At 46.1% G+C, this 11333-nt stretch carries 13 protein-coding genes; 12 read left to right on the top strand and 1 reads right to left on the bottom strand.

The window, feature by feature from the left end:
* The first annotated feature begins 195 nt into the window (after positions 1-195).
* The 7 genes from uvrA to BLS65_RS18385 all read left to right on the top strand — a co-directional run bounded on the left by uvrA (position 196) and on the right by BLS65_RS18385 (position 6876).
* Positions 196-3003 carry an excinuclease ABC subunit UvrA gene (gene uvrA / locus BLS65_RS14555; RefSeq protein WP_092440285.1) on the top strand — a complete coding sequence of 936 codons (2808 nt, stop codon included), beginning with the start codon at positions 196-198 and terminating at the stop codon, positions 3001-3003.
* A 166-nt stretch (positions 3004-3169) separates the two neighbouring features.
* Entirely contained in the window at positions 3170-4081 is a 912-nt protein-coding gene (locus tag BLS65_RS14550; RefSeq protein ID WP_092440283.1) for an ATP-binding protein, read from the top strand.
* Between the two features lie 44 nt (positions 4082-4125).
* On the top strand, positions 4126-4467 hold the full coding sequence (locus BLS65_RS14545) for a hypothetical protein (protein WP_125869892.1): 342 nt from the start codon (positions 4126-4128) through the stop codon (positions 4465-4467).
* 162 nt (positions 4468-4629) lie between these two features.
* Positions 4630-5175, top strand: coding sequence for a hypothetical protein (locus BLS65_RS14540; RefSeq protein WP_092440279.1), 546 nt, complete (start codon positions 4630-4632; stop codon positions 5173-5175).
* Positions 5176-5207: 32 nt separating this feature from the next.
* Positions 5208-5480, top strand: a complete 273-nt coding sequence (locus BLS65_RS14535) for a hypothetical protein (RefSeq protein WP_092440277.1) — start codon at positions 5208-5210, stop codon at positions 5478-5480.
* Between the two features lie 306 nt (positions 5481-5786).
* The gene (locus BLS65_RS14530; RefSeq protein ID WP_092440275.1) at positions 5787-6530 is read left to right on the top strand and encodes a hypothetical protein; all 744 of its coding nucleotides are present in this window, start codon (positions 5787-5789) and stop codon (positions 6528-6530) included.
* 193 nt (positions 6531-6723) lie between these two features.
* Entirely contained in the window at positions 6724-6876 is a 153-nt protein-coding gene (locus BLS65_RS18385; protein ID WP_170830142.1) for a hypothetical protein, read from the top strand.
* 366 nt (positions 6877-7242) lie between these two features.
* On the opposite strand, the gene BLS65_RS14520 is transcribed toward BLS65_RS18385, so the two are convergent.
* Positions 7243-7725: a DUF1847 domain-containing protein gene (locus BLS65_RS14520; RefSeq protein WP_092440271.1), complete on the bottom strand. Its 483-nt coding sequence runs from the start codon at positions 7723-7725 to the stop codon at positions 7243-7245.
* A gap of 189 nt (positions 7726-7914) precedes the next feature.
* Between BLS65_RS14520 and BLS65_RS14515 the strand changes: the two genes are divergently transcribed.
* The 5 genes from BLS65_RS14515 to BLS65_RS14500 all read left to right on the top strand — a co-directional run bounded on the left by BLS65_RS14515 (position 7915) and on the right by BLS65_RS14500 (position 11188).
* On the top strand, positions 7915-9696 hold the full coding sequence (locus BLS65_RS14515; protein WP_092440269.1) for an alpha-amylase family glycosyl hydrolase: 1782 nt from the start codon (positions 7915-7917) through the stop codon (positions 9694-9696).
* Between the two features lie 161 nt (positions 9697-9857).
* The gene (locus BLS65_RS18050; RefSeq protein WP_125869891.1) at positions 9858-10007 is read left to right on the top strand and encodes a lmo0937 family membrane protein; all 150 of its coding nucleotides are present in this window, start codon (positions 9858-9860) and stop codon (positions 10005-10007) included.
* Positions 10008-10033: 26 nt separating this feature from the next.
* Complete coding sequence (locus BLS65_RS14510) at positions 10034-10294, top strand: YtxH domain-containing protein (protein WP_092440267.1); 261 nt, start codon at positions 10034-10036, stop codon at positions 10292-10294.
* A gap of 127 nt (positions 10295-10421) precedes the next feature.
* Positions 10422-10766, top strand: a complete 345-nt coding sequence (locus BLS65_RS14505) for a phage holin family protein (protein WP_170830141.1) — start codon at positions 10422-10424, stop codon at positions 10764-10766.
* A 29-nt stretch (positions 10767-10795) separates the two neighbouring features.
* Complete coding sequence (locus BLS65_RS14500; RefSeq protein ID WP_092440263.1) at positions 10796-11188, top strand: hypothetical protein; 393 nt, start codon at positions 10796-10798, stop codon at positions 11186-11188.
* The last annotated feature ends 145 nt before the right edge of the window (positions 11189-11333 follow it).

The raw sequence follows: 11333 nt of genomic DNA, 5'->3' as shown, positions 1-11333 counted from the left end.
TATCAATTCTATTTGCAGAAGCCATCCTTTCACCTTTCACTTTTCACTCCATGCCTCCGTGGTTATTTTTTCATTGCCGCATTGGCATATTGGCACATTCACTTCGGTCTTCCGTCTTCAGACTTCCATCTTCTTTAACTTCTTTACCACCCTGTTCCTGAAAAATGACTAATTTTACCAGCTAATAATTTTGCAATGTCGACGAAAAAAGGAGCGCAGTATATCAGCATTCGCGGTGCAAGGGTTCACAATCTGAAGAATGTATCCATAAATATTCCCAGAAACCAGCTCGTGGTGGTTACGGGCCTCTCGGGTTCAGGAAAATCATCCCTAGTATTCGACACCCTTTACGCCGAAGGCCAGCGCCGCTACGTGGAATCGCTCTCCTCATATGCCCGTCAGTTCTTGGGCCGAATCACCAAGCCCGAGGTGGACGCCATTGAGGGAATTCCACCCGCCATTGCCATTGAGCAGAAGGTGAACACCCGAAACCCCCGCTCCACCGTAGGCACCTCCACCGAAATATACGATTACCTCAAGCTCCTCTTTGCCCGCGCCGGGCGCACCATATCGCCCACTACCGGCAAGGAGGTAAAACGCCACTCCGTTACCGACGTGGTTGACTTTATCTCCACCTTTCCCCTTGGAACCAAGGTGATGGTGCTCGCCCCATACCAATCGGACGATGCAGCCCCCACCACCGATCGCCTACTCACCCTGCTCCAAAACGGAATTACCCGCATCGAGGCATGCAACGAGATTTTTCAAGTGGAGGAGATCATTTCGGGTAGCGCAAAGCTGCCCAAGACCTGCACCGTAAACCTAGTCATCGACCGCTTCTCGGTAAGCGATGAGGTGGACTTCCCCGGCCGCTGCGGCGACTCCGTGCAGACCGCCTTCTCCGAGAGCGACGGCAGCTGCGTGGTGCACACCTTCGACAGCAACAACAAGCCCACCGCCACCCTTTTCGCCAACCGCTTTGAGGAAAACGGCGTTCAGTTTGAAGAACCCTCGGTGCACCTCTTCAACTTCAACAGCCCGCTGGGCGCCTGCCCCAAGTGCGAAGGCTACGGCAAGGTGATTGGCATCGACGAAGAGCTGGTAATCCCCGATCGCACCCTTTCGCTTTACGAGGGCGCCGTGGCCCCATGGAAAACCGAGAGCATGCAGGCCTACCGCGACCAGTTTATCAAGCAAACCGCCAAGATCGACTTCCCCATTCACCGCGCCTACGAGCACCTCAACGAGGCAGAGCTCAACCTGCTATGGAATGGCACAAAAGGGGTCGACGGTATCAACAGCTTCTTTGAATACCTCGAGGAGAAAAAGTATAAGATCCAATACCGCGTAATGCTATCGCGCTACATGGGCAAAACCGTATGCCCCGTTTGCAAAGGTTCGCGCCTACGGCCCGAAGCCAACTACGTAAAGGTGGCAGGCAGCAACATCTCCGAGCTGGTGCTCATGCCCATCGACGAGCTGCAAGCCTTCTTCAAGACCGTAGTATTGGAACCCCACGAGGCCAAGATTGCCGAGCGCATCCTCATCGAGGTTCGCAACCGAATAAACTTCCTTATGGACGTAGGGCTTGGCTACCTCACCCTCAACCGACTCTCGGCAACGCTATCGGGCGGCGAAAGCCAGCGCATAAACCTCGCCACCTCGCTCGGAAGCAGCCTAGTGGGTTCGCTCTATATCCTCGACGAACCCAGCATTGGCCTACATCCGCGCGACACCACACTCCTGATAAACGTACTCCAAAACCTAAAGCACCTAGGCAACACCGTGGTGGTGGTGGAGCACGACGAGGAGATTATGCGCGCTGCCGATCAGATAATTGATGTGGGACCGCTGGCAGGTCAGCATGGTGGAGAGATTATCTTTCAAGGAAAAATCGACGAGCTGCAGCAGGCCGCCCCCGATAGCCTTACTGCACGATACCTCATCGGCACAGAACAAATTCCCGTGCCCAAGTTCCGCCGCAAATCCGCCTCGTTTGTAGAGGTAAAGAGCGCGCGCGAGAACAACCTAAAGAGCATTGACGTAAAGTTCCCCCTCAACACCCTTACGGTGGTTACCGGCGTAAGCGGCTCGGGCAAGAGCACCCTAGTAAAAGGCGTCCTCTACCCCGCCCTGAGCAAACTCGTAAACGGCTACGGCGAAAAGGCGGGCAAGCACGGCTGCGTAACCGGCGACCTGCACCGCATTAAGGGCGTGGAGATGATCGACCAGAACCCCATTGGCAAGAGCACCCGCTCCAACCCCGTTACCTACGTGAAGGCCTACGAGGAGGTGCGCAAGCTATACTCCGACCAGCCCTATGCCAAGGCCAACAACTTTAAACCCTCACACTTCTCCTTCAACATGGAGGGTGGTCGCTGCGAGGAGTGCCAAGGCGAAGGCATCATTAAGGTGGAGATGCAGTTTATGGCCGACGTTACCCTAGTATGCGAACAGTGCCACGGCAAGCGATTCAAGAACGAGGTACTCGATGTACGCTACCAAGGACTATCCATCTTCGACGTGCTGGAACTCACCGTAGACCAAGCCATAGAGTTCTTCGGTAGCCAACCCGGCAGCACCGAGCGCAAGATAGCCGAGAAGATGAAACCGCTGCAAGACGTTGGCCTTGGCTACGTAAGGCTAGGACAAAGCAGCAGCACCCTCTCGGGCGGCGAAAGCCAGCGCGTGAAGCTAGCCTCCTTCCTAGGCAAGGAGAACAGCGGCGGGCCGTTCCTCTTTATCTTCGACGAGCCCACCACCGGCCTCCACTTCCACGATATCCGCAAGCTGCTCGACTCGTTCAACGCCCTGGTGGAGAACGGCCACAGCCTTATTGTGGTGGAGCACAACCTAGAAGTGATAAAGTGCGCCGACTACATCATCGACCTTGGCCCCGAGGGCGGCAAGGATGGTGGTCAGCTAGTCTTTTCAGGCACCCCCGAAGAGCTGCTCAAGTGCAAGGAGTCCTACACGGCAAGGTATTTAAAGGATAAGCTATAAATAAGTAAGGAGTCACGTTGGGTGGCTCCTTTTTTGTATCCAACGCTTTTATTACTAACCTTCATTATTTTTTTCATTTCATCTATTCCTCGTAATTCATTCCGACAAACGTGTAGGAGGCAGTTAAAATAAATTGTAAATTTGAGGAATGGCGGCAGTGTGAGAGATGAGAGAAACAAGAAAAATAGTTGTTGGAAATTCAAAAGAAGATAAAATGGCATCTCAATTCGAAGTGCTTATCGATATCCTTTTGCAGATTCCAGACAACAACCAAGACTATGATTATATTTTTGACCTTTCAACAGTTACATTCGCCTACCCCTTAGTATTAACAAGTATAGCCGCAATAAAAAAGTCGCTTGAAAATAAAGGCTGTAAAGTGGAGGTAAATAGCAATACCTCTAAAATTTCACCCTACTTATATCACATTCATTTCCCCACCCCATTCGATTACATTGAAACGCCCGATTGGCAACAAGTTTTAACCCAATATAAGACCAAAACATATCTTCCCATCTGCCTTATTCATACAGGCATTTCAAACGAAAGAGTTAGAAACGACATAGAGTCAATCTTTACTCAAATTATGCAAACACAACTTACACTACAGACCAATATAAAATCAGCAATATCATTCATAATCAGTGAAATTATTGATAATATCGATCAGCATTCAATGGCACCATTCGGCTATATTATGGTTCAACACTATCCAAAAAAAGGATTTCTCCAGATTTGCATTATTGATAGGGGTGATGGCATTCTTAACTCCTATATTCGGAACGGTTTTATAAATATCGAAACTCACTCCAAAGCCCTTGAAGAAGCACTCAACGGAAGGTCAACAAAAATTAATGAAAAAGGACGAGGATTTGGAATAAGCACATCTAGAAAAATGCTGGTAAAAGGTTTGGGTGGAGAATTCTTTCTGATGACGGGAAATGCTCTCTTTGTTTATACTAAAGTACACGAACAAATCATAGAACTTGACGTTAAACAAGCATGGGATGGAACAATTCTTGCAATCGGAATTCCAACACATGCACCTAAAACATTCAATATCATCGATTATCTATAATTTTCGTTGCTTTAAAAAAAATGATTTATAACTTTGAGCCCACTATGGCAAACATAATTTACATACAGGACTACTGCTCATCGATCATTTCTACGCGAAGTTCCATTTCGGTATTTCAGAACGAAATGAATCTTGAAAATTGCCGCTCGTATGTTTTCGATTTCACCAACATTCATTTTATCTCGCGCGCATTTGCCGATGAACTGTATAAGTTTATAAAATCCCAATCGCTTGAGGTCTCCTTCTGCCATGCGAATGAGAATATCCTGGCCATTTATAATGCCGTAAAAAACACGAGCGAAAACACACACCAAGATTACGAATACATTCCGGTAACAAGGTTTAACTCTAATGAGGAGTTATCCCAATTTTTATCGATTGTTTAACCGTAATATTCCCTGTCAAGGGAAACAAAAATGAAAGATACATCTAGGAGTGGTTAAGGCTACTCCTTTTTTAATTTCTATTAGTGCAAGACGATTTCACATCAACTACAAACAGAGATATTGTCCATTTACTACAATCCTTTGTAAAACAATAGAACACACATGCCCCCATCCATCCAACAAGAACAAATTGAAAAACTCGGCAACTGGGTTGCCCCAAGGCTTAACAAGCTAGAGATAATACTGGCCGCTGCCTTTACCATTGGACTACTGATGAAAGTTACAGCTACGCCAAAGTCAAGCCTCGTGATACTGCTGTCGCTCTCTATATTGCCAATTCTTTACTTCCTCAACGCATTTGCAGTGCCCGAAAATAAAGAGACATCGAGCATGGAGGTGTTTATTGGCAAACTAATCCATATAGCCGCCGCTATCGCTTGCATTGGAATCCTCTTTACCTTACAAAACTGGAAAGGAAGCAACATTTCGCTAAAACTTGGTTCAATAACCTTAATCATTAGCTTCCTAGCAACTCTAATCCTCAAATCATGGAAACCGGAATTGCGCACATTCAACCAACGGCTGCTACTGCGAGCATTAGTAATTGGAGTGGTAGGGCTATCGCTTCACCTCACACCCAAAGAGAAGTTAATTGATTTGGGGGTAATCAAAAAGGTAAATACGGAGCAAACTAGCAACAATAAATAAACAGCACAAGCAAAGTCTACAACGATAAAAGCATGACAGAATTAGACAAAGCAATTCAAAACAATCGGAATATAAGTAGCTTCTCACAGCTGTGCGAGGTTATTCAAGATGCGGAATATCTTGCGGAGAGTGATAAAGCAGAATTTAAAAAGATACGGGAAGTTGCCAGCGATTTTAACAACTGGAACTTTCCCGACTTAGCCATTGGATGCACAGTAACCCAGCAGCGCCTGAAGCACACATTCAACCTATCGGACGAGAGTATCGCGGCTATTGTAAAATTTGTCTCTTACGATTGGCGATAAACATAGCTTAAGCTGGGACTAGTAATACCGGTAATCATAAAAGCAACCAGTTCCCCATCACACTAACCACCAACTCCGTTCATCAAAATTTAGGCTCAAAAGATTACTTTTTTTAGAGCCATGCTTATCCTCGCGCACCCCAAGTATTTTTAAGCCTTTTAGCGAGAATTACTGTCCATTATTTCACACTAAAACCTTTTTTTGTCCGATATTTCTTTACAATAATATTGACTTGTATTCCTATATGTTGTAAATTTCAGCCAGTTGTAATCTTTTCTTTATCATTAACCTTTTAAATTGAACATTATGACCAACTCAGTAGAAACTGGCCACAACAAGAATCAGGCTAACTTTGGCACCTTAACCTCCTACGTCACCGCTTACGGCGCCACCTACAACCCATCCAATCCCTACATCGTTCTCACATCGCTCAACAACATTTTGGATAGAGCGCATACCGCAATTCAGGCCGTAGATGCCTCCAAACCCATTTACAGCGTGGCGCGTGCCGAGCGAGAGGTCGCCTTTGCACCTCTCAAACAGCTGTCGAGACGCGTAATGAACGCACTATTGGCCAGCACTACCACCCCTGAGATAGACGCTAGCGTAAAAACCATTGTGCACAAAATTCAAGGGATAAGAGCCACCCCATGGAAAACAGAGGATGAAAAGCAAGCGATTGAAGCAGCAGGTAAATCGGCAAAGCAAATCTCCTCGGCCCAAACAAGCTACGACAACCAGCTCGAGAACCTCTACATGCTCATCCAGCTACTCCTTAAAGTGCCGCAATACGCTCCAAACGAAATCGATTTACAACCAGCTACACTCACGGCACTATACACCGATTTAAAGGCAAAGAATGCCGCCGTTATTGCAGCCACCGTTCCGTTAAGCAATGCCCGTATTGCCCGCGATGAGGTGTTATATAAGGCCGACTCTGGTTTATTCGATGTGGCCGCCGAAGTAAAAATATATGTAAAGTCCGTATACGGTGCGTCGAGCCCACAGTACAAGCAAATTAGCAAGATAAAATTCACAAAACCGAGGTAACTTTAGTAACGCATCACCTATACTTACATAAAACCCTCCGTGCTTTTACAAAAAGACGGAGGGTTTTTACATTTTGTAAGAGGGCATTTGCAAAACATGAGAGGAACTTTACAAAAAGTCAAAGGGTTTCTTAAATAAGCTAGAGGGACTTTACATTTTAACAGAGGGCGTCTGCATTTTAACAGAGGGCGTCATGAAAAAGCTAGAGGGACTTTACATTTTAACAGAGGGCGTCTGCATTTTAACAGAGGGCGTCATCGAATTAGAGGAGTACATTTATGAATTGGCACCCAAATCAACCATTCCCTCACCTCAAAACCCACCGCCCCTTCAGGGCTCAAAATAGTTTCTCCAACATACACAGGTCTACGCTTCACTCCGACCTGTGCTCTTACCTTTTCGGGGCTTCGCCACTTCCACCCATCAAACAAGACACACTCAGGGAAAAACGATTCTCGCCAAACATCCTTAGCACATGACATTAGGCCTGAAAGGCCGTCCTGTAAAAGCACAGGGCACAGCCCTGTGTAAAATCCTCGCAACTCAATTCATTTTAGGGCTGTAAGCCCGACAGGTTAAACCACGAACACCTGACTTTCAATGAAAAATTACCAGCCGCCACTTCAGGGCTCAAAATCCTTACTCCAACTCACACAGGTCTACGCTTCACTCCGACCTATGCTCTTACCTTTTCGGGGCGTCGCCCCTATCGCTATCCCACCAGCTGTTTTTGCTCCATAAGTTGTTTTATCCCTTCCATTGGATTGTGCCTATGCACCCTATCCTTAACAAGCAAAGTAGTGCACGGTGCTTTCGCGTTTTGGGTAAGGAGGATATCATGCCCCATGCATATTCCCATCACAATATTCAGCTCGCTGCCATTGGCATTTAGGTATTCGGCTTGTCCAAGAGGATTGCAGCTTATACCCGCCGCACCTTCACCTAAAAACTCGCTCTTTGGGATCTGCTCCGTTTTACATTCGATAATCAACACTTCAAAATCTTTCGAAAGAAACTCTGCAGCAGCAACCGCCTCTTTGGTTACCGCCGCGCAATGGGCAATTCCAATTTTCTTAAACCCCGCTCTAAGGGCAAAGCTGCGAATCTCGGCCAACCTATTTGCTCCACGCTCAACTGCCTCTTCGGCCAGCTGCATCACCTTTCGTTCACGCTCACCGTATTGTTCAAGTGCCATAATACTACATGTTTTTTGATTGACAAAGTTAATGACCCGTAAGGCTTAAATAAAGCGCTGCCCTCTGTTTATTCCATGTTATCGAACAGACCAACCCCAACAAACCAGCACAAATCAGTGTGCGGGAACAAGGGTATTAGCGACCAACCAACTTTTTTTCATAAATTGCTGCTAATAAAATACGCTACTATGAACGGAAAGAAGGTAATTTACCAAGTATTCACCCGCCTGTTTGGCAACACTAACACCACCAACAAACCTTGGGGAACCATCAAAGAAAATGGTGTGGGTAAGTTCAACCACTTTACCGACAAGGCGCTACAAGAGATTAAAAACCTTGGGGTAACGCACATCTGGTTTACCGGAGTTCCGCACCATGCACTCATAAACGACTACACCAAATACGGCATTAGCAACGACCACCCTGCGGTGGTAAAAGGGCGTGCCGGTTCGCCTTACGCCGTTAAGGATTACTACAACGTAAACCCCGACCTTGCCGACAATCCTGCCAACCGGCTCCAAGAGTTCAAGCAGCTTATTGAGCGCATCCACAATGCCGGGTTAAAGGTTATTATAGATATAGTTCCTAATCACATTGCCCGCCGCTATGAGGGAAAGACCAACCCAAAAGGTGTTGAGGATTTCGGAGCCACCGACAATACAAACGTAACCTACCACCGCGACAACAACTTCTACTATAATCCGGGCGAAAAATTTACGCTTCCCGAATGGCTGCATGGCTATATGCCGTTGGGTGGAGAGAAACATCCAATACTGAAAGCTGAATTTAAAGAGTATCCGGCCAAGTGGACTGGCAACGGTTCACGCCTTTCGCAGCCCCACTTCTACGATTGGTACGAAACAGTAAAGCTCAACTACGGCGTAACCCCCGACGGTATGAAGGAGTTCGACGAGCTGCCCCACGAATACTGGCAGAGCGATTATAAGGCGCACCATGCCTTTTGGCAAGAGAAAAGCATTCCCAATACTTGGAAGAAATTTAGAGACATTGCCCTTTACTGGACAGACATGGGCGTAGATGGGTTCCGCTACGACATGGCCGAGATGGTTCCGGTTGAGTTCTGGAGTTTTATGAACTCTTCCATCAAGACAAAAAATCCCGAAGCACTCCTGTTGGGTGAAGTTTACGACCCCGCGCAGTATCGCGCATTCATCTACCTCGGAAAGATGGATTACCTCTACGACAAGGTGGAACTTTACGACACGCTCAAAGGCATAATGCAGGGTGCTGGCTCCACCGATACTATTTCGGGCATTCTCTATCGTCTTGGAGATATTGAACACCACATGCTCCACTTTCTCGAAAACCACGATGAGCAGCGCATTGCCAGCCCCGATTTTGCAGGAAGTGCCACAATGGGCAAGCCCGCCATGGTGCTATCGGCAACTATCAGCACCTCGCCCACCATGGTTTACTTTGGGCAGGAGGTAGGCGAACCAGCCTCCAACAATGCCGGATTTGGCTCTCCTACTCGCACATCCATTTTCGACTATGTTGGTGTTCCGCATCACCAGCGCTGGATGAATAACGGACTGTTCGATGGAGGAGCATCCACACCTAAAGAGAAAGACCTCCGCAACTTCTACCAACGCCTTCTAAATTTCACCATCAACAGCAGCGCACTGATGGGGCAATACCAAGAAATTCATGGCCACAACCGACACTGCACACCCTACTACAACGAACATGTATTCTCCTTTGTGCGCTACTCCAACTCCGAGAGGCTCATTATCATTTCCAACTTCCACCCAACCGACACCTTTGGGTTTGAGCTAGGAATTCCAGCAGATATTATCTCGGCATGGAGCCTTACAGACGGTGAATACAAAATTACCGATCAGCTCTATGGCAGCGCAACCACGCAGCTGCGCATCAGCAACGGAAAAGGACATGCACGAGTGGATATCGCACCATTGGAATCGTTTATCTTCAAGGTAGAAGACAGGTAACCAAAAAGTTCCCATGAAACAAATAATGAAAGTTATAACCATAATCCACAAGCATCGCATGAGAAAATGTGTGAATTATGTAAACTATATCAAGAATTATGTAAAACGTTTGAGTCCAAAGAGAGTCACCTTTGCAGGGTAATCATAAAAAAACAAAATCGATGAGGAGTTTGTTATACATCATAGCAGTAATCCTAATAATTGTTTGGGCAACTGGCTATTTTGCGTTGAATGCAGGCAATCTAATTCATATTCTCCTCTTAATTGCAATCGTTGCAGTTTTACTACGCATCATCAGGGGCGGCAACTAATTAAACCAAATAAAATATAAACGATTATGGAAAATTCAAATGATTCAGGAAAAATAGTAATGGCACTGTTATTAGGCGCCGCTGTAGGTGCCGCTCTTGGGGTTTTATTTGCTCCCGATAAAGGAAGCGTAACCCGGAGTAAACTAATGAGCGGAGCCAAAGATATGGCGGAAGACCTCAAGAAAAAAATGATGGATGAAACAAGTGACCTGCGCAACAAAGCAGAAGACTTAGAGGATCTTGCAGAAGAAAAACTACACAACATGACTAACAAAGCCAAAGGGTAAGCCGACCGCTATACTCAGACGCATTTTAGGATAAACGACGGCCAACTCAAGAGTTTTAATCGACATGAAGGTTGACCGTCTTTTTCATCGTAGAGGCCGATTCACACAGCAGTTAAATTATAGCAACATGATAGAACAGCAGAGATTAGAAGATCTCACCGAAAGCGCAAAGCAATATCTAAACACGAACATCGAATTGTTGAAGTTCGAAGCAACTGAACGCACTTCGGTGATAGGGTCGGGTTTGATTAGCCGACTCCTTGTAGGAATGGTGTCCCTTTTGTTTGTTCTCTTTATAAGCATTGCGGCAGGATTTTACCTCTCAGAACTCCTTGGCGATAGTTACTCCGGTTTTTTAATCGTGGCAGGATTCTATTTTTTGCTCGGGCTCATCTTAATAATCGGACGAAAGAAACTAATAGAAACACCCCTACGCGATAAATTTATCAGAAGTATACTTAGCAATAATTAACAGTAAAAGCCACCTAATAAGGCTCTGAAATGGAAAATATAGAAATCTCCAGCCACGCAGCACTGCAAATGCACATCAATCACCTGAAGGCAACTAAATATGTGCAAGAAGAGGAACTCAAACTTACGTTCAAGGAATTTGTGTATACTATCGACCCCGTTTCCATGGTAAAGTCATCACTCCACGAGTTGGCAGAAGACAAAGATGTGAAGATGGACTTAGCAAAGGTAGGCTTGAGTTTTGGAGCAAACTTTATAATCGATCGAGTTTTGGGAAGGAATGGCAGTATCAAAGGCTTTTTAAGTTCAATGCTGGTAAGGAATATTGCTTCTTCATTGATCAACGGCAATGCTTCAGCTATCATTTCTGGAATCAGCAAGATGATGCATAAAAGCCCCGATCAAGAAAAGAATCCAGAATAAACAACACTAATCTGCAGATACGGTTAGATACATTCAAAATCATAGGTATTAGATAAAACGGTCGAAGTTGTGCCACCCATTTCGGTTCAAGTTGTGCCAGGCGTTTCGGTCGAAGTTGTGCCACTTTTTTAGGTGCATTTAGGCT

Source organism: Williamwhitmania taraxaci, from assembly GCF_900096565.1.
GTDB classification, from domain to species: domain Bacteria; phylum Bacteroidota; class Bacteroidia; order Bacteroidales; family Williamwhitmaniaceae; genus Williamwhitmania; species Williamwhitmania taraxaci.
The sequence above is the reverse complement of the archived record's forward strand: the minus strand, read 5'-3'. Positions and strand labels throughout refer to the sequence as shown.

What these genes read in the sequence shown, in the direction of transcription:
- BLS65_RS14510 (WP_092440267.1), top strand. Translation starts at nt 10,034, where the DNA reads ATGGAAAATTCAAATGATTCAGGAAAAATAGTAATGGCACTGTTATTA.
- BLS65_RS14515 (WP_092440269.1), top strand. Translation starts at nt 7,915, where the DNA reads ATGAACGGAAAGAAGGTAATTTACCAAGTATTCACCCGCCTGTTTGGC.
- BLS65_RS18385 (WP_170830142.1), top strand. Translation starts at nt 6,724, where the DNA reads ATGAAAAAGCTAGAGGGACTTTACATTTTAACAGAGGGCGTCTGCATT.
- BLS65_RS14530 (WP_092440275.1), top strand. Translation starts at nt 5,787, where the DNA reads ATGACCAACTCAGTAGAAACTGGCCACAACAAGAATCAGGCTAACTTT.
- BLS65_RS14500 (WP_092440263.1), top strand. Translation starts at nt 10,796, where the DNA reads ATGGAAAATATAGAAATCTCCAGCCACGCAGCACTGCAAATGCACATC.
- BLS65_RS14540 (WP_092440279.1), top strand. Translation starts at nt 4,630, where the DNA reads ATGCCCCCATCCATCCAACAAGAACAAATTGAAAAACTCGGCAACTGG.
- BLS65_RS14535 (WP_092440277.1), top strand. Translation starts at nt 5,208, where the DNA reads ATGACAGAATTAGACAAAGCAATTCAAAACAATCGGAATATAAGTAGC.
- BLS65_RS18050 (WP_125869891.1), top strand. Translation starts at nt 9,858, where the DNA reads ATGAGGAGTTTGTTATACATCATAGCAGTAATCCTAATAATTGTTTGG.
- BLS65_RS14505 (WP_170830141.1), top strand. Translation starts at nt 10,422, where the DNA reads ATGATAGAACAGCAGAGATTAGAAGATCTCACCGAAAGCGCAAAGCAA.
- BLS65_RS14545 (WP_125869892.1), top strand. Translation starts at nt 4,126, where the DNA reads ATGGCAAACATAATTTACATACAGGACTACTGCTCATCGATCATTTCT.
- BLS65_RS14550 (WP_092440283.1), top strand. Translation starts at nt 3,170, where the DNA reads ATGAGAGAAACAAGAAAAATAGTTGTTGGAAATTCAAAAGAAGATAAA.
- uvrA (WP_092440285.1), top strand. Translation starts at nt 196, where the DNA reads ATGTCGACGAAAAAAGGAGCGCAGTATATCAGCATTCGCGGTGCAAGG.
- BLS65_RS14520 (WP_092440271.1), bottom strand. Translation starts at nt 7,725, where the DNA reads ATGGCACTTGAACAATACGGTGAGCGTGAACGAAAGGTGATGCAGCTG.